A 19,955-nucleotide genomic window follows, 5' to 3' on the forward strand; every position below is an offset into this window, starting at 1 on the left:
ATTATTTTACATTAAAATAATATTAAATGTGTGAATCAGAAATGAAACTCTCATGAATTTAAAATGAAATTAAATATTTCTCAAACTATATCTTATAAAATTTCTTCCTACTTTTGTATCTCCATACTTTAACATCTGTATAACTTCATTTTTTTCTTTTTGTAAATAAATAGAACATTCTTCTAAAGACTTAAATATCTCTAATACTTCACCTTTTTTATTTACTAGTTCAATCTTTTTCTTTCCACCTCTTTTGATTATAGACTTATATTTTTTAAAATATTCATCATATTCTTCATCGATACATTCAAATTTATAATTCATTTTTAATGCTTCAATTTTATCATTGGTCAAAATTTCATTTCTCTTTTTATCAGAAAGTCTTGTACTAAATATTTTATCATTGAGAATATTAAATATCTCAGATGGAGATTTATTATTTTCTAAATAGCTCCATTCATTTTTACAGTACTCTTCAACATTTAACACTTTACTTAAATAGTTTATTGCATCTCCAAAGTAATCCATATATCCATATTTTAAATTTTCTCTTATATATCCTAGTGGTATTTTAAGGCTTTTGCTACACTGTATATGGGTATCGAAAATCTTCTCTTCTTTAGTATACAAGTTTATTGCTTTTATACTTTTTCCTCTTTTTATTTTTATTTCTTTTATGTAATCTAAATCTTCTTCTGTCAAGCATTCACTTATTTCTTTTTTTTCAATAATATCTTTTACTATATTATTACTTTCATTTTGGTTAAATTCTTCAAATCTCTTTAAATTTGTTTTTTCACTTTCAATTTGAACTTCTTTTTTACATAAGTTCATGTTTTTATCAGTAATAAACACTTCTTTTTCATCTGATTCTATAGTCTTTTTGCTAACTAACCACTCTTCCTCTACTATTCTTTCTACTATTTTATTATCATCACCCACTACTTCCACTTTAGTTAATATTTCGTTATCAATATTAGCCATTACGTCTTCTGTAAATGATGTTTCATTCAATATTAATCTTTCTTGTTCTAAAACTCCATCTTCTTTATTTATAGTTTTGTCTTTATTGATTAATGTCTTTTCTTCTTCATCTATTGACTTTTCTTCGGACGATATTTTTTTGTTTTTTAATATTATTTCACCTTCTTCTTTTACTGCATCACTTTTTTGTCTTTTTTTCATAATACCAAACCACTTTTTTAACACTCAATGTTCCTCCTAATACTTTATCTACTATTTTATATTATCACATAAAATATTTACTATTCCTATAAATCCTTTAATTTTTTATATTTCTATGACTATAAAGTTTTATTTACACAAATTACTTTTTATACTTGTACACTTATGAAATTTCTATCTAATGCATTTTCATACTTACAATGTAGCATTTATTTCATAGTAATTATATCATGTTTTTATAAAATATCGTATTTTTAAATCTTTTACACTAAAAGTCATAATAAATATATCTAATAATCATCACAAAAAAGGACTTAATTAATCATATAAACCCTGAAACTATATGATTAATCAAATCCATTATAATTAATATAAAAAAATTTAAATCTATATGTTAGATTTTTTTACTATAAAAGGGATAGTTATAATTGTACCTATTAAAGCATCTATCATATCAATCATAGTATCTTCTAATCCACCAGCTTGCGTCGTAGTGCCAATAAAAGTATCCATTAAAAATTCACCTATTTCCCACAAACTAGCTACTCCCATACTAAACATAAATATAAATATAACTAAAAATATTTTGCTCATTTTGCTTATATCTTTTTGTATATAAAAATATCTAATCATAGAAAATGCTACAATACTAGATATTATCCCTGACCATAAATGTAAAAAATCATCGTAATAATTTATATCGTAAAAATTAAAACAAGTTCCCAACAATGATGAAAACATTATAAATAAGGCAAGAACAATATATAGTTCTTTGCTTAAAAGTCTTTCATTATGCTTATTTAAAAGTCTAAGTATAAAAGTACCAATTAAGCTGATTGCTACTAATCCTACACTTCCAAATGCCCTATTTATAGCAAAAAATATAGCACAGACAGCATATACTATATATAATAATATAGTTATTGGTTTTAAAAGTTTATTCATACACACTTTACCTTTCTAAAACAATTCTATAATAGCTTAGGATTGACATCATTATCACCATGCCCATAAAGCTTTAATGGCTTAAGAGCTGGTCCTTCAAGTATATTTCCCTTATAGTCGAATCTAGAACCATGACATGGACAATCCCATGTTTTTTCTTCACTATTAAAATTAAGTTCACATCCTAAATGAGTACATGTAGTATCTACAATATAAAAATCTCCTATATCATCTTTATACACACCATACCTTTTTCCATCAATATTAACAATCTTTCCTTCTCCATTATTTTTAGGCATATCTCCACTACCTATTTTTAACTTTCCACTTACATAATTCATTGCTACATTAGCATTTTCCTTTATAAAGTCTTTTGAAAAATAACTTCCTAATCTTGATGGATTAAAAGTATCCTTATAATTGGAATTACTGTTTATTATCAAATCCTTTATTATTATTCCTGCAACAGTTCCATTAGTAATTCCCCATTTAGAGAATCCTGTAGCCACATAAATATTATTTTCCCTTTTATTAATATAACCTATATAAGGAACATTATCGAAACTCATATTATCTTGAGCTGACCATTTGCATTTAAAATCTTTTACCTTAAATACCTTTTTTCCATAATGTTCTAAGTCATCAAATATGTCTTTTTCAGTTCCTCCCTGACCAACTTTATGGTCTCCTCCTCCAAAAATTAGTAAATTTTCATTTCCATCATTATATTGTCTAAAAGTTATTGATGGGTCATCTATACTTATAAACATACCATCTGGTAATTTATTTTCTAAAACTGCTGCCATTAAGTAAGCACGTTCTGCATATTCTTTTGCAAAATAAAAATTCAACCCATCATACCATGGACTATGAGATGAAATTATAACATTTTCAGCTTCTATTATATTATTTTCTCTTGTCTTAACTCTACATATTTTCCCTTTTTCTAAATCTACTACTGGTGTCTCTTCATATATTTTTACACCTAAATGTACTGCCATTTCTGCTAATCCATCAATATACTTCTTTGGATTAAATTGACCTTGATTAGTGAAACTAATAGCTCCCTTTATGTCTAATGGAATATCTGATATAGTTTCATGATACTCACAATCTACTCCTATTTTCTTGCATGTACGATATTCATCCTTTATGTCTTTTATAGTTTCTTCTTTTTCTGTAAATACAAAAGATGGTTCTCTTTTAAAATCACATTTGATATTATTCTCTTTTATTATTTGCTCAATTAAGTTTAGAGCTTCATTATTTGCATTATAATATGATTTTGCTTTATCTAATCCATATTTTTTCTCTATCTTAGAATAAAATATGTCATGCTGACAAGTTACCTTACCAGTATTTCTTCCTGAAGTTCCATATCCTATTTTATCAGCTTCAACAAGTGCTACTTTTTTCCCCTCTTTTGCTAATAAATATGCAGTTGTCAATCCAGTTATTCCTCCACCTACTATAAGGCACTCTACTTTTATATTTTCGCCTAACTTTTTATATTCCTTTGGACTTGAATTTAAAAACCAATACGATTCGTTCATTTAAAATACTCCTTTACATATTAAATAATAATAGTTTTCCCATCATCAAGTTTATTTATTATAAATAACATAAAAATAAATATATTATTGTAATAAATAAACTGTTACATTACTTAATATATAAATAGAAATAACTATATAATTAAGTCAATACAATTAAGAACACATGGCAAAATTTAGTGTATAAAATCTAAAAATTTTACAAAATAGAAATTCCAGAACCTTTAATTAACTTTTTCTAGTTACAAAAAAATATTACTGGAAATCAAATTTTCCAGTAATATTTAATAACAAAACACATCTACACAATTTTATGAATATCTCTTATAATATTTAATATACTTCACTAAGTCTTTCTTCTAGGTTGGTCTGAACAAAACCTAATATAAGATTTACAATCCAGTATACTACTATTACACAAGTAAAAGCTTCTAAATATTTATAACTTGCTGCTGCTTCCGATTGGGCAACTGCCATAATTTCTGTAACCCCAATAGTAAAAGCAAGAGAAGTTCCTTTTATAATATCTGCAAAAGTATTTGTAAAAGGTGGGATTGCAACCCTTATAGCTTGTGGTAAGACAATTCTTTTCATTGTTTGTACATACGTCATTCCAAATGCTAGACTTGCATCTATTTGACCTTTATCTACAGATGTTATAGCACCTCTTAAACTCTCTGCAAAATAAGCAGAAGAATTTAAACCAATTACTATTACTGCTGCTGAAAATGATTCCAATGCTTTAAGTTCTGGTACTAATTGAATTAGACCAAAGTATATAAAGAAAAGTTGAGCAGCAAGAGGAGTACCTCTAAAAAATGATATATATATTCTTGATACTGTTTTTAAAATAGGAACTTTAGCATCTACAATTAATGCTATGAGTAAAGCTATAACAATTCCCAATCCCAAAGATAACAGAGACATTTTAAATGTTACTGTCAAATATTTTAATATTAATGGAAATATATCTGCTGCAAATCCAAAATCAAATACTTGCATCCTTAACCTCCAATTAATTTTCCTTAGTTGTGTCTAAGCCAAACCACTTTTCAGATAATTTTGTAAATGTTCCATCTTCATGCATTGCTTTTATAGCCTTATTTACGTCCTCTATAATGACTTTACTTTTCTCTTCTTTTCTAAATGGATATTGATTTACTTCATATACACCAGTATCTATATCTGCAACCTTTAATTTAAGTTTACCTTGTTCTATAGTTGTTTTAGCTTTAACTTCTGAAAGCCATGCAACATCAATTCTTCCATTTTCTACATCCTTTTCCATAGGTACTCCATCATATGTAACTATATCAATCCCTAAGTTATGTTTTTCATTTAAATCTCTTATAGTTTTTTCTCCATTACCACCTAGAACACACCCTACCTTTTTACCTTTTACGTCTTCTATCTTACTTATAGTACTATCCTCTGGTACTATAAACTTATACTTACTATATGCGTAAGTATCTGAAAAATCATATTTTTCTACTCTTTCAGGAGTAGTTGACATTTGGTGTGCTACTGTGTCAACTTTACCAGCGTCTAACATGCCCATAAGCCCACTAAATTTAGCAGTTTTAAACTCTACTTTATAACCAGTTCTTTTTGATATTTCCTTCCATACATCAATTTCAAAACCTTTATTTTCATCATTTTCTTTATAACACCATGGTGCATATTCTACTGATACACCTACATTTAAAGTCCCTTTATCTTTTTTAGAAGTATCTTCTTTTGTAGTTTCACCATCTTTACTTGAACAGCCAACTAACATTGTTGTTCCTAAAACTAATGTCAATAATAATGAGAATACTTTTTTACTTTTTAATTTCAAAAATAACACTCCCTCTTCCTATATTTTTACTTACTAAAACATAATATCATAATTTGAAAAGGTTTTTTATTGCTTTTCTCTATGTAATTCGACAGCAATATTCTTTTTTTCTATACTTTCTTTATAATTTATTTATTTTTGAAATTAATACTATTTTGCTAAATTTATCTTTATTTTCTATAAATAATTAATAGTTTAGTTAAAAAATTTAACTTATATGTTAAAAATTATGAAGCTATTAATATACCTTTACACAAAAAGTGAACTTTGAATATCAAAGTTCACTTTTATATAAATTTCCTACTTTAGAATAATTCAGTAATATATTAATTTTTATAAAACATAACATTTTTAATTGTTAAATAATCTTTATTTACTATGCTTCTTGATTTAATGGTTTTTTAAGTAATGCTAAAAGCATCATTCCAACCACAGCACCTATTGCTATAGATAATATATATCCAAGTGGATGAGTAACTACTGGTATAACAAATACTCCTCCATGAGGTGCACGAAGAGCTGCATTAAACAACATACTAAGTGCTCCTGCTACTGCTGAACCGCCAACACAGGCTGGAATAACATGAAGCGGGTCTCCAGCTGCAAAAGGTATCGCTCCTTCAGTTACAAAAGATAATCCCATTACATAGTTAACTTTACCAGAATCTCTTTCTTCTTTTGTAAATCTATTTTTAAAAAATGTAGTTGCAAGAGCTATAGCAAGAGGTGGAACCATTCCACCAGCCATTACTGCTGCCATTATTTCAAATTGTCCTGATTCAAGTGATGCAACCCCAAAAACATATGCTGCTTTATTTACAGGTCCACCCATATCGACAGCCATCATTCCACCTAAAACTAATCCTAAAACTATTTTTGAAGTTCCTCCTAAACCATTTAAAAATCCAACCATTGCGTTATTAATAGCTGTGACTGGAGGTATTACTAAAAATGTCATTATAATACCCATCAAAAGTGTTCCAAATAGAGGGTATAATAACACTGGTTTTATTCCTTCCAATGAAGTTGGTAATACACTAAATATTTTCTTAAGCCCTTCTACTAAATAGCCTGCTATAAAACCTGCAAGTAATGCACCTAAAAAACCTGAACCACCATCACCTGCAAGAGCTCCTCCTACAAAACCTACAACAAATGCTGGTCTATCAGATATAGAATATGCTATATATCCAGCAAGTACAGGTAACATAAATCCAAAAGCTTTATCTCCTATTCCTTTAAAAAAGGCTGCTGTTGGCGTATTTGAGCCAAAATGTGAAGGGTCAATAGAATAATCATCAAGTAAAAATGCTATGGCTATAAGTATTCCTCCACCAATAACAAATGGTAACATGTTAGATACACCATTCATTAAGTGTTTGTACACTTTTCTAAATCCACTTTCACTTTCTTCATTTGATTCGTTGTGATTTATCTCTCCTCCATGATAGATTGGAGCATCTCCATTTACAGCTTTATCTATAAGTTCCTCTGCTTTGTGTATACCATCAGCTACCTTAGTTTTTATGACCTTTTTTCCATTGAATCTAGCCATTTCAACATTTTTATCTGCTGCCACTATTATACATGTTGCATTTTCTATCTCTTCTTTTGTAAGTCTATTTTTAACACCTGCTGAACCATTAGTTTCTACTTTTATTGATATCCCTTTACTTTCAGCCATTTTACTTAAACTTTCAGCTGCCATAAATGTATGTGCTATTCCAGTTGGGCATGCTGTTACTGCCAAAACTTTAGGATATTTATTAATACTTTTATTTTTAACATCTACTATCTTTTCTTCACTAATTATTTCATCTTGATATTCTTCGCTGAACTTCTCTCTCTCTTTTTTATCTATTATTTCCTTAAATTCTTTTTCAGAAGTTGAATTTATAAGTTTGTTTCTAAAATCTTCATCCATAAGTATTGTAGATAATCTTGATAATACTTCTAGATGGGTATTATTAGCTCCATCTGGTGCAGCTATCATAAAAAATAGATTTGATAAGCTTCCATCAAATGATTCATAGTCTATACCTTCTTTTGATATTGCTGCTGCTATACAAGCTTTAGTAACTGATGTATTCTTAGCATGAGGAATAGCTACACCTTCTCCAATTCCTGTTGTACTCATTTCCTCACGAGCTAAAATAGCTTTTTTGTAAGTTTCTTTATCTTTTAAGTTGCCACTGTTTGCAACTAATTCAACTAATTCTTCTATTGTTTCTGACTTGTTTTTTGACTTTAAATTTAACTTAATTGATTTTTCATCTAATAAATCTATAATTTTCATAATTCCTAATTTCCTTTCTATATATTTTTAAATATTTTAAAATCTATTTACAGATATTTCATTTACCAATTCATCAATGTATTCTCTTTTAGCTAAGTCATACGAAAAAGCAGTTGCACTACCTGAAGCAGCTCCCAATTTAAGAGCATAATCATATTTGCCTGTATTTAAATATCCAGATATAAATCCTGCCACCATTGAATCACCTGCTCCTACAGAATTTTTAACTTTTCCTTTAGGTACATTACTTATAAGTACCTCATCTTCTTCTGTAACCAACAATGCCCCATCTTTACCCATTGATACTAAAACATTTATGGCACCCATTTTCTTTAACTTTCTAGCATATTTTACTATGTCTTCATTTGAGTTTAATTTAACATCAAATAAATCTTCTAATTCATCACTATTAGGCTTAATTAGAAAAGGGTTATATTTTAAAACATTAAGAAGGAGCTTTTTAGTTGCATCTACTACAACTTTTATATTTTTTCCTTCTAATCTAGACATTATATTTTCATATAGTTTTTCATCTAAAGTAGATGGAATACTCCCTGCCAATATTAAAATATCATTTTGATTTAATTTATCGAGTTTTTTATACAACAAGTCAATATATTCATCATCTATATTTGGTCCTTGCCCATTAATCTCAGTTTCTTCTGATTCTTTTATTTTTACATTTATCCTTGTAAAACCATTTTTTAACCTTATAAAATCTGTCTTTAAATTTTTTTCTTCTAATGTTTTTATTATATATTCTCCAGTAAAACCACTTATAAAACCTAAAGATGTATTATCATTCCCAAGTTCTTTAAGTATACGAGATACATTTATACCCTTTCCTCCTGGATAAACGTATTCTTCATTTACACGATTTGTACTCCCTGTATTTAATTTATCTAGTTTAACTATATAATCTATTGATGGATTTAATGTCACTGTATAAATCATCTTGCCACCTCTTTTTTATTTATTTACTTTATATTTATATCTTAACTTCATATTAATATCTCTGAAAGTCAAAAAATTTCTCTTAATTAAAAGAGAAATTTATCGTTTTTATTTTATTTAGTTTTATATTATCCAAACTTATAGGTGTATATGCAATGCTATATTATATATCTCTACTTAAATAGGTTTACAAACTTTTCAAAATTACTATTTTCACATATACTTATAACTTTTGCTATAGAATCTACTCTTTTATATATATTTGAAAATATAACTTCATAATCTAATATTTTGTCCTTATCGAGTGCTAACATTATTATTAAACGAACATCCGATATTTCCCAAGCAATAGGAGTCTTTAATATACCAATTGCTATCTTGTTTTCAAAAACTTTTCCAATCGCTCCATGTGGTATGGTTACCATATTTCCTATTTCAGTTGTAGCTATTTTTTCTCTTTCAAAGTAAGAATTTTTCATATCATCATCTATATAACCTTTTTGTACAAGTTTACTCGCCATAAAATCTATAACTTCTTCTTTACTTTTAAAATCTAAATTAGTAAAAAACAACTCATTGTCAAGCAAATTTTTTATATCTAAATCTAAATATATATTTCCTGTTTCTATATATTTTTCAATTAATTTAATTTCTTTTTCACTTAAAATTGGAGATATATTTATTACTGGTATATCTCCTATTTCAACAGGAACAGTAGATATTACAAAATCAACATCTATAACTTTTATATATTCAACTAAGTATGAAGGAATGACCTTTAATATTTCCAGTTTTTCTTTAAATATATTTTCCAATTTAGCCTTTATTAACATTGATGTACCTATCCCTGAGGTACAAACTATTATCGTCTTGAAAACCTTATCTTTATTGTTATAAGATGCCCTTTCAACAGCTCCTCCTATATGTAGAGCTATGTTTGCAACCTCATCCTCATTGATTTCTATATTTAAATCTTTTTCTATTGTTTTTTTAGCTATATTAGCTAGTTCAAAAGCAAATGGATATTTTATTTTGATATCTTGAGCTATTATAGGTGATTGATTTATACCTAGCTTTATTTTTTTACACAGACTACTAATATGCTTATATAAAAATTCTTCAAATATCTCATCACGACTTATATCTATTGATGTAGCCAATTTTAAATTTTTACAAAAGGTTTTTATTGAGTTTATTATAATTTCTTTGTTTTGTTCATTTTCTAGAATTGAACTTCTTTTATTGCTATAATTTTCTACAAAACTCTCTATAAATTCTTTTTCTTCACATTTATGTCTACTTAACATAACCAGTATATTATTCAACACATTTTTAAATTCTACATCAGTTAATACCAACCCATTTTCATTTAATATATCTAGTAACATTTTTTTTATTATTAATCTTTTTTCTTTTATATCATTATTTAAAAAATCATTTAGAGTCAACTGATTGTCTCTCTTGTTACTCAAATCAATTATACAATTTAATATCCTGTCTTCACTTTCAGAAATACAGATACCTTGCTTATGCTTGGACTTAATTGAAATTGAATATTTTTCCAATATTCTTTTTACTTCTTTTAAATCATTTTTTACTGTTGAAACGCTTACATACATAGAATCTGCTAAATCTTCAAGCCTTATAGTATTTTTTTCTTCATTACTCAAGGTTAATATTTTTCGGATTATATATTCTACCCTATCTACATCATCATACAGATTACTATTTAAATTTACTTCATCAAAACTTCCCTCTAGTTTATAACCAACACCTCGTATTGATAGAATTTTACCATTTTTAAGCTGTTTATTAATATCCTTTATTTCATTTTGTATAGTTTTTGAAGAACATCCTATTTCTTGACTTAAGGCAAGTCCACTAATTGTATCTTTAGAATTTAACAGGATTTTTATTATACTTATCTGTCTTGCTGTTATATTTAAACTCATAAAATCACCTTTTACTCTAGATATTGATTTCTTAATTTTTTTATTTCTTCTTTATCTAAATTAAATTCTCCATATAAATATTTTTCCACACTACTGTATTCTTCATCAATTCTTCTAAAAGCAGTTTTCATATATTCTTCATTTACACCAAATATATAATTTAATTTTTCTTTTGGAATTACTTTAAATTTAGGCTTATATTCTATAAATCGTTCTATTTCTTTATCTGCAAATTCATTACTTTTTAGATAATCTTTCATTATATTCTCTCTTGATACACCTAAAATCATAAGAATTATAGCACTACCTACCCCAGTTCTATCTTTGCCTGCTGTACAATGATTTAATATTGGTAAATTAGAATAGTCCTTTATGAGTTCTACTAATTTTTTATAGGATGGATTATTTACAGGTAAATTATAGTAACTATTATTTAACATATTAAACGCACCATCTTTTTCAAACAATCCATCAATCATATCTTCAATAGAGCCAAAACTCCCTCCCGATTCTTCTAGCTCTCTCATAGCTGGAATTCTTATATTTTTTATATTTGATATTATTGTTGATGGATGTTTACGAGCTTCTTCATCACTTCTATAATCAAATATATATTTAATATTTAATTCTTTTAAAATCTTTATATCGTTCTTACTTAGATTTGATAGTTTTGCAGACCTATAAAATAAACCATACTTTACAATCCTACCATCTTCTGTTTTATTACCACCTAAATCTCTAAAGTTTTTCATCTTACCACCTCTTAAAAACTATCTATTGTCCTTCTGTTTAATATTTATAAATTAATTTTATCACAATTTCATATTGTTTATTTAAAATATTTTTTAGTATTTGGTTAGCAATTGTAAAATATAAAAGTATATCTTTATACAAAATTAACCTAAATTTTACATAATTTATTTACTTTGCAGAAGCTTTATAGTTTATAATCAATATACAGTAGTATATTTTATGTAAAAAAGACCATATTTAGAATAATATCAAATACATTGGAGGTTTTATATTATGGACATTCAAAAGCAAAAGAATTTTATAATTAAATTTACATATGTTGTCTTAATAGCAAGTATTGTATATATTGCGTTAAAGTTCTTATTACCATTGTTGATGCCTTTTGTAATTAGTTTTATAATTGCATCCATCTTAAGACCTATTATAAGACTTATTACAGATAGTACAAACCTAAATCGTACATTTATTTCTGTAGTAGTACTTTTAGCTTTTTATGGATTATGCATATTTTTATTAGTTAGTTTTGGTGCAAAAATATTTACAAGTGTAAGTGATATATTTTTTAGGCTTCCTGAAATATATAAATCAAATATACAGCCAACACTAAATACTTTATTTTCTAAAATAGATGCTAGTACACCGAATGTTAACCTAGCATTGATACTTGGTTGGGATAATATAAGCCAATCAATGATGTCTTTAGTAGCCTCTGTTTCAACAAATGCACTTAATGCCATCGCAAGTATTGCAAGCAAAACACCTGCATTTATGCTAAAACTTATTATTACTTTAATTGCTTCTTTTTTCTTTACTTTTGACTATCAAAAAATAGTAAATTTTATCTTAAAACAATTTCCAGAAAAGAGTCAATTAATGATAATAAATATAAAAAATAGTAGCATTAATGCTCTTTTAAAACTATTAAAAGCCTACGCAATACTACTATCAGTGACATTTATAGAACTACTTATTGGACTTAATATCCTGAGAGTTGAAAATTCATTTACTGTAGCTGTCATCATAGCACTTGTTGATATTTTACCAGTCTTAGGGACAGGAAGTATTTTGACACCTTGGATGATTATTTCATTAATTAATGGTAATATCCACTTAGCAGTAGGGCTTCTAATACTATATATCATTATAACTGTTGTTAGACAAATACTAGAACCAAAGGTAGTAGGACACCAAATTGGTCTATATCCTTTAATAACCTTAATGTGTATGTTTGTTGGAGCTCAACTTTTTGGAATAGCTGGATTATTTGGTTTTCCTATTGCAGCTACAATCATAAAAAATCTACACGATAATGGTATTATTACTGCATTTAAATAAATTAATTTTTGTATTTTTATTTAAATATATTTTCATCATTTCAACAATGAAAAAGAGGCTTATATCTCTATTTTGAGACAGCCTCTTTTTTCTAATCTTTACAGATAATATCAATCATTTCTTTATATTCATTTTCATTATTTAAAACATCTACATTTTTAAATTTTTTCTTTATTTTTTCTTTAATATCTAATGAATAAGATATTGTATATGGAATAAATTTCTCTATTTCTTTTATATATTCTTTAGAAAAAAATTCAGCATTATATACTACAGAAAATAAAATCAACATTAAGCAATCGTTCTTTACCATACTTATTACAGATTCATTTTTATCATTAATTTTAAAACTATCTATTAATTCAATAGTAAAATTTATTAATTTATTTGCAATTTTATCTAAAGTTCCATTTTTTGCTGTTTCTGTCATAACAGTTTTATGATTGTATTTTAAATCTTCTTTTATATCCTGTAAGTCATCTGATATCTGTAATAAAAAACCATATCCAATGCAAAACTCTACTTCTTCCTTTGTCATCAGTCCGCTTATTAAGTATCCATCTACTAAAACAGAGGAACCACCTTTTTCAATAGAAATGGATAATAATTCTTCTTTACACAGATAGCTTTCTATATCTTGTTGTCTTAAACTCTTCACTTGACTTTTAAATATTAATAATAGTGACTCATAGACTTCTTTAAATTTTTCTCTAGGATAAACACTTTCAATATAGTCTATCATTTGAGATACTTTACTTTCATGATGATTATTAGTTTTAATTTTTTCTCCCAGTAGCCTTTTTTTTAACCAGCTATTAAATAAAACTTTATCAGTTTCATTTATATTTGTATCATCTAAATAATTATCTGTATATGGATATAACATGCTATATGCAAAGTTGGCTTTAGAATAATAGACTTCTTTACCAAACAATAATTGTAATGCATTTGAAATCCATACATTTCTCATAGCTTGCATAATATCACCTACAGGCAAAGCATCATCAAATTCTCTGGCATCTCTAATAAACTGTTTTGTTATATCTAAAAATTTTTTTCTATCTTCAATATCCATTTTTTCCAACTTAAAGATATTTTCTTTTTCTAAGGTTTTTTGTAAGAAAACCTCACCTTTTTTTACCCACATTCTTCTTAATACAAAATCACTTGGATATTTTTCTAAGTGAAGTGCTAATGTATCTATCAATTTATCCAGTTCTTTTTCACTCTTTTTTTGCGAATTTTTACTATATATTTCTATATTCTCAGATAATTCAACACTTGAATTATTCCATGTATTCTCACATTTTTTACAATAATATTCAAATATTTCATTCAAATCCATTCAACAGCCCTACTTTCATGCCTAAATTATACACTATATTATATCAGTACATATAACTAATATATAGTTAAAGTTCTAATTGTGTATAATAATAACATAAAAATTATTTATTTTTCAATTTAGCTAGTGCTTCTGCAAATGGATTGTTAAATGTTTCTTGATTTTTGTTTTGATTTTTTAAGTATTGATTTACATCTTTTTTTGATGCTTTCTTTTTTTCTTCCTGCTTTCTTTTATTGAAAGATGACATTTTTTCTCTATATCCACAACTACAAGTGAAGACTCTTCCCTCTCCTTCTCCACGAAGTTCTAATTTTTTATGACAATTAGGACATCTTGAATTAGTTACTTGTGATATAGTTTTTCTAGTATTACATTCTCTATCTTCACAAATCAACATTTTACCTTTCTTACCATTTACCTCTAGCATGAATTTACCACATTCTGGACATCTATTTTTAGTTAAGTTGTCATGCTTAAATTTATTAGCACTATTTTTTACTTCTAAGACAATGTCTTTTGAATAATCTTTCATGTCATTTATAAATGTATTTTTATTAAGTTTTCCCTTTGAAATCTCCAGCAATTTTTTTTCCCATGAAGCTGTAAGTTCTGGTGTTTTCAAATCTACTGGAACTAAATCTAATAATTGTCTACCTTTTGATGTTATATATATATCTTTATTTTTCTTTTCCATTAAAAATGAATTGAATAATTTTTCTATTATATCTGCTCTTGTAGCAACTGTGCCAAGCCCATTTTTTTCCATAGCTGTTAATAGTGTCCCCTCATTTAAGTATGGAGGTGGATTTGTTTTACCTGAAGTCATCTTTAGTTCCTTAACTTTAAGTACATCCTTTTCTAAAACATTTGGGATACTTTCATACACATCTTCATCCTCAATATCCTTATAGCTTTCCTTCCAACCTAAATTGATTACTTTGTTTCCCTTCGCTTTAAATACTTCTCCTTCTACATTTGCATTTATAGTTGTCTGTTCATATTCAAAAGGAGGAGACAATACTGCTAAAAATCTTTTTACTACAAGATTATATATTTTTCGCTCTTTATCACTAAAATCACTCATAAATACCTTCTGCTCTGTTGGTATTATTGCATGATGGTCTGTTACCTTTGAATTATCAACAAAAGATTTATTAGCTGTAATATTGCTTTTTAATAATTTATTACATATTTTTGAATAATCACTAACATTTACAGCTTTTATCCTGTCTTTTAATGTTCCAACAATATCTGATGTTAAATATCTAGAATCAGTTCTAGGATAAGTAAGTACTTTATGATGCTCATATAGTTTTTGCATTATAGATAAAGTTTCTTTTGCTGAGAATCCAAACATTTTATTTGCATCTCTTTGCAACTCTGTTAAATCATATAATGCAGGTGAATATTTTTTCTTATACGATTTGCTTACTTCAGATATTTTTATATCTAAATTTTTAACCTTTTTTAATATAGACTCTATCTTTTCTTTACTAAATGTTGAAGAGTTATTATTTTTATCACTCCAAATAAACTTTATATCTGAATTTCCCTTTGTAGCAATTAACTCTATTCCATAATACTCTTTTGATTTAAAATTTCTTATTTCCTCTTCTCTCTTAAGTAACATAGCAAGAGTAGGTGTCTGAACTCTTCCACAAGAAAGTTGTGCATTATACTTTGTTGTCAAAGCTCTAGTTGCATTTATTCCAATAATCCAGTCAGCTTCTGCTCGTGCTATTGCTGAATGATATAGATTTTCATATTCTTTTCCATTTTTTAATTTTGCAAAACCTTCTTTTATCGCTTTATCTGTACTTGATGAAATCCAAAGACGTTTTAGAGGCTTTTTTACTTGTGATTTTTCTATTATCCATCTTGCTACAAGCTCTCCCTCACGACCTGCATCTGTTGCTATAACTATTTCATCTATATCATTTCTATTCATTTGAGCTTTGACTGTATTAAACTGTTTTCCACTCTTTTTTATTACAACAGTCTTTAGGTGCTTAGGAAGTATTGGCAAGTCTTCTAAGCTCCATGATTTATATTTTTCTCCATAACTTTCAGGGTCGGCAAGCGTAACCAAATGGCCTAATGCCCAAGTAACCACATACTTTGGACCCTCTATATACCCATTTTTTTCATTTTTTGAACCCAAAACTTTTGCTATATCTCTTCCAACAGAAGGTTTTTCTGCTAGTACTAATACTTTTCCCATCTAAAAATACTTCCTTTCTCTATATTCAATCTCATATTACACTTAAAATCTAAATAAATAGAACCTTTCTTAATATCGTAACTATAATATTACCATAATTTAATCATATCTAATTAATTATTTAAGATTTTTTTATTTAAAACTTGTTTTATGCCTAATTTGTATGCTTATTACGATATCCATTTTCACGTATATTACTTATATTTTTAAATTTATAATTCGTAATTAGACTTACATTTTTATATTTTTTTACTGTTTTTTAATTTTTCAGTTGACAAAACATAAAAACTTATATTAATATTATTAATACAATAAGCTATGACAAATCAATATCCGGTTAAGATTTTATAGAAGAGTTGCTATATAGCACACCGAAGGAGTAACACTCTCAGGTACTTTTTAAAAGTAGGACTGTAAAATTTACGGAACTCTGGAGAGACCCATTATGGGCGCCGAAGGGGCAAGGCTTTTATGCTCAATCTCTCAGGCAAAAGGACAGGGATTATCTACCAAAATCAGTATTATTAATACTTTTATTTTGGTTGCTAATTAGTGTATATCCAGAGCTGAATCTTTTTTAGATTTAGCTTTTTTTATTACACTAGAAATTATAATAAATTATACTTATTTCCTGTCAATTACTTCATTAAAAATTCTATTGATTGTACAAAGCAAAAAAATGAGGGAGTGTTTTTATGAATCTAATTGATATTTTAAACAAAGTTGATGCTTTTATTTGGGGACCACCCTTGCTAGTACTACTAGTTGGTACTGGTATATTACTTACTGTTAAACTTGGAGTTATACAAATAACTAAACTTCCAAGAGCTCTTAAATTAATCTTCTCTGCTGAAAACAAAGGTAGTGGTGATGTTTCAAGTTTTGCAGCCTTATGTACTGCACTAGCTGCTACAGTTGGTACTGGTAATATTGTTGGTGTTGCTACAGCTATTAAAGCTGGTGGACCTGGTGCTCTTTTTTGGATGTGGATAGCAGCATTCTTTGGAATGGCTACTAAGTATTCAGAAGGTGTTCTTGCAATAAAATATAGAACTAAAGACAAAAATGGTCAAGTATCTGGTGGACCAATGTATTACATAGTAAATGGTATGGGTGAAAAATGGAGACCTCTTGCAATATTTTTCGCTATAAGTGGTATATTGGTTGCACTTTTAGGAATAGGTACTTTTACCCAAGTAAATTCAATAACAGATGCGATAAATAGCAGCTTTGGTGTAGACCCTAGAATCACAGGTGTTATATTAGCAGTATTTGTAGCGTTAGTCGTATTTGGAGGTCTTAAAAGTATATCTAATGTAGCTACTAAGATAGTACCTTTTATGGCTGTTATATACATTGTAATCTGTGGAATCATTTTAATATCTTTTTGGAACAAGATACCAGAAACTTTTATGTTAATAATTAAAAGTGCTTTTACAACTACTGCTGCAACTGGTGGTTTCCTAGGAGCAACTATTTCACTGGCTATTAGAAATGGTATAGCTCGTGGTGTATTTTCAAACGAATCTGGTCTAGGTAGTGCTCCAATAGCTGCAGCTGCGGCTAAAACTGAATGGCCAGCAGAACAAGGTCTTATATCTATGACAGGTACTTTTATAGATACTATTATAATCTGTACACTTACTGGATTCTCTCTTGTTATTTCAGGAGTATGGTGTTCTGACCTTAATGGAGCTGTTATGACACAAGCAGCTTTTAATGGAGCAATTCCTACATTTGGACCAATATTACTTACAGTTAGTTTGACATTATTTGCATTTACTACAATTTTAGGTTGGAGTTATTATGGAGAAAGATGCTTTGAATTCCTATTTGGTGTAAAAGGTATGAATGGATATAGAACTGTATTTGTCGCTATGGTACTTTTAGGTGCATTCTTAAAATTAGAAGTTGTTTGGATAATTGCCGATATTGTAAATGGACTTATGGCAATACCTAACCTAATAGCTTTACTTGCACTATCTCCGATAATAGTGTCTGAAACAAAAAAATACTTTGAATATATAAATTCGCCAGAAAACCAGCTAAAAAATAATGCATAAATAAAAAATATAGAATTCCAAGTCAAATTTATATGACTCTGGAATTCTATATTTGTTTAAAAAGTATACTAAATATATTTACAAAAAATACTAATTCATATAAATAGCATATCTAGACTTTAATTAATCTTTTTAATGTAAATTATCTATATTAAAATTTTACTTCTTCTGGATATTCCCATGATTTAAATTCATCAATATCTAATACTTCAGGCTCCTTAAACTGATTTAACATTAAAGACCTATAATATATTTCTGCTACATCTTCTACATATCTTGATTTTAAAAATGCCTCTTCTAAGTCATTACCTACAGTTGTTAATCCATGTCTTTCTAATAAACATGCATCTGTATCTAGCAATAATTTTGAAACGTTTTTAGCTAGTTTCAAAGTTCCTGGTCTCTCATATGGAGCAATATGCACATAACCACCATAATTAACAGATTCATATACAATTGGTATAATAGGTTTCTTTGCTACCGAAAATGATGTTGCATATAAAGAGTGAGTATGTGATATAGCATTTACATTGTCTCTTACTTTATATATTTCAATATGCATCAATGCTTCACTACTCGGTTTAATACCCTTCTTGACTTCTATTACATTACCATCTAAATCCAACACACAAATATGCTCTATTTTCAATTCTTCTCTCCCTATACCTGAAGGTGTTATAAGAACATATCCACTCTCTCTATCTCTAATACTAAAATTACCAGCCTTTTCTTTACATAAACCATAATGTTCTGCTTTAATTGCTATTTCCACAATTTTGACCTTTAAAGACTCCAGCATAATTTACCTCCAGATAATCATTTTTGACCATAGTATGCATTTTTTCCATGTTTTCTCGAAAAATGTTTATTCATAAGCACTTTATCCATAATATCGTCAGGACTCATTAATTCTGTATAATAGGCCATTTTTGCAACTTCTTCCAAAACTACTGCATTATGTACAGCCTCTTTTGCATTTTTACCCCATGTAAAAGGACCATGGTCATTCACAATTATTCCTGGACAATAAATTGGATTTTTACCTATAAATTCTTCAACAATTACATTTCCAGTTTCCTTTTCATAATCATTGCAAATTTCTTCTCTAATCATTTTTCTGGTACATGGTATACTTCCATAAAAATAATCTGCATGAGTAGTACCACATGCTGGTATAGATTTTCCTATCTGAGCCCAAATCGTTGCCCAACTTGAATGTGTATGTACTATTCCTCCTAATTCTTCAAACTCTTTATATAAAACGAGATGAGTAGGAGTATCTGAGGACGGTTTTAATTTACCATCAATTATATTTCCTTCTAAATCAACAACTACCATATCTTCTACAGTCATACTACTGTACTCTACACCACTTGGTTTTATCACTACCAATCCTTTTTCTCTGTCTATGCCACTTACATTTCCCCAAGTATAAGTAATTAGCCCTTTTGCAGGTAATTCTAAATTTGCTTTTAATACCTCTTCTTTTAAACTTTCTAACATTTTTCTTCCT

General features: G+C 27.7%; 15 protein-coding genes and 1 riboswitch. Of the genes, 2 read left to right on the forward strand and 13 right to left on the reverse strand.

Going from position 1 to position 19,955, the window contains the following annotated elements:
• Positions 1 to 69: 69 nt before the first annotated feature.
• The 9 genes from ACTG44_RS11945 to ACTG44_RS11985 all read right to left on the reverse strand — a co-directional run bounded on the left by ACTG44_RS11945 (position 70) and on the right by ACTG44_RS11985 (position 11,474).
• Complete coding sequence (locus tag ACTG44_RS11945; protein ID WP_479919077.1) at positions 70 to 1,209, reverse strand: hypothetical protein; 1,140 nt, start codon at positions 1,207 to 1,209, stop codon at positions 70 to 72.
• Positions 1,210 to 1,572: 363 nt separating this feature from the next.
• Complete coding sequence (locus ACTG44_RS11950; protein WP_479920501.1) at positions 1,573 to 2,130, reverse strand: DUF2238 domain-containing protein; 558 nt, start codon at positions 2,128 to 2,130, stop codon at positions 1,573 to 1,575.
• A 26-nt stretch (positions 2,131 to 2,156) separates the two neighbouring features.
• On the reverse strand, positions 2,157 to 3,683 hold the full coding sequence (locus ACTG44_RS11955) for an FAD-dependent oxidoreductase (RefSeq protein ID WP_479920502.1): 1,527 nt from the start codon (positions 3,681 to 3,683) through the stop codon (positions 2,157 to 2,159).
• A gap of 333 nt (positions 3,684 to 4,016) precedes the next feature.
• Positions 4,017 to 4,685 (reverse strand): amino acid ABC transporter permease, encoded by a 669-nt coding sequence (locus ACTG44_RS11960; RefSeq protein WP_479919079.1) that lies wholly within the window; start codon positions 4,683 to 4,685, stop codon positions 4,017 to 4,019.
• Positions 4,686 to 4,698: 13 nt separating this feature from the next.
• Positions 4,699 to 5,520 (reverse strand): transporter substrate-binding domain-containing protein, encoded by an 822-nt coding sequence (locus ACTG44_RS11965; RefSeq protein WP_021385223.1) that lies wholly within the window; start codon positions 5,518 to 5,520, stop codon positions 4,699 to 4,701.
• A gap of 376 nt (positions 5,521 to 5,896) precedes the next feature.
• Positions 5,897 to 7,816, reverse strand: a complete 1,920-nt coding sequence (locus ACTG44_RS11970) for a PTS fructose transporter subunit IIABC (RefSeq protein WP_479920503.1) — start codon at positions 7,814 to 7,816, stop codon at positions 5,897 to 5,899.
• Positions 7,817 to 7,852: 36 nt separating this feature from the next.
• A complete protein-coding gene (pfkB, locus tag ACTG44_RS11975) occupies positions 7,853 to 8,770 on the reverse strand; it encodes a 1-phosphofructokinase (RefSeq protein WP_479916977.1) in 918 nt (305 codons plus the stop codon).
• Between the two features lie 173 nt (positions 8,771 to 8,943).
• The gene (locus tag ACTG44_RS11980; protein WP_479920504.1) at positions 8,944 to 10,722 is read right to left on the reverse strand and encodes a BglG family transcription antiterminator; all 1,779 of its coding nucleotides are present in this window, start codon (positions 10,720 to 10,722) and stop codon (positions 8,944 to 8,946) included.
• A gap of 11 nt (positions 10,723 to 10,733) precedes the next feature.
• Positions 10,734 to 11,474, reverse strand: coding sequence for a tyrosine-protein phosphatase (locus ACTG44_RS11985; RefSeq protein WP_479920505.1), 741 nt, complete (start codon positions 11,472 to 11,474; stop codon positions 10,734 to 10,736).
• Positions 11,475 to 11,748: 274 nt separating this feature from the next.
• Between ACTG44_RS11985 and ytvI the strand changes: the two genes are divergently transcribed.
• Positions 11,749 to 12,810 (forward strand): sporulation integral membrane protein YtvI, encoded by a 1,062-nt coding sequence (gene ytvI, locus ACTG44_RS11990; protein ID WP_021385169.1) that lies wholly within the window; start codon positions 11,749 to 11,751, stop codon positions 12,808 to 12,810.
• Positions 12,811 to 12,901: 91 nt separating this feature from the next.
• Here ytvI and ACTG44_RS11995 read toward each other — a convergent pair whose 3' ends face one another.
• Together ACTG44_RS11995 and ACTG44_RS12000 are read right to left on the reverse strand one after the other, a co-directional pair.
• Positions 12,902 to 14,155, reverse strand: a complete 1,254-nt coding sequence (locus ACTG44_RS11995; RefSeq protein ID WP_479920506.1) for a flagellar protein FliS — start codon at positions 14,153 to 14,155, stop codon at positions 12,902 to 12,904.
• Between the two features lie 103 nt (positions 14,156 to 14,258).
• The gene (locus ACTG44_RS12000) at positions 14,259 to 16,379 is read right to left on the reverse strand and encodes a DNA topoisomerase III (protein ID WP_021385145.1); all 2,121 of its coding nucleotides are present in this window, start codon (positions 16,377 to 16,379) and stop codon (positions 14,259 to 14,261) included.
• A gap of 420 nt (positions 16,380 to 16,799) precedes the next feature.
• Positions 16,800 to 16,888: riboswitch (glycine riboswitch) on the forward strand.
• A gap of 186 nt (positions 16,889 to 17,074) precedes the next feature.
• On the opposite strand from ACTG44_RS12000, the gene ACTG44_RS12005 reads away from it, so the two are divergent.
• Positions 17,075 to 18,442, forward strand: coding sequence for an alanine/glycine:cation symporter family protein (locus ACTG44_RS12005; protein ID WP_021385186.1), 1,368 nt, complete (start codon positions 17,075 to 17,077; stop codon positions 18,440 to 18,442).
• Positions 18,443 to 18,593: 151 nt separating this feature from the next.
• Here the strand turns inward: ACTG44_RS12005 and ACTG44_RS12010 are convergent, their stop codons facing one another.
• Entirely contained in the window at positions 18,594 to 19,241 is a 648-nt protein-coding gene (locus ACTG44_RS12010) for a class II aldolase/adducin family protein (protein WP_479920507.1), read from the reverse strand.
• 17 nt (positions 19,242 to 19,258) lie between these two features.
• Positions 19,259 to 19,945 (reverse strand): L-ribulose-5-phosphate 4-epimerase, encoded by a 687-nt coding sequence (gene araD, locus ACTG44_RS12015; protein ID WP_479920508.1) that lies wholly within the window; start codon positions 19,943 to 19,945, stop codon positions 19,259 to 19,261.
• Between the last annotated feature and the right edge of the window lie 10 nt (positions 19,946 to 19,955).

Source organism: Clostridioides sp. LIBA-2809, from assembly GCF_056688965.1.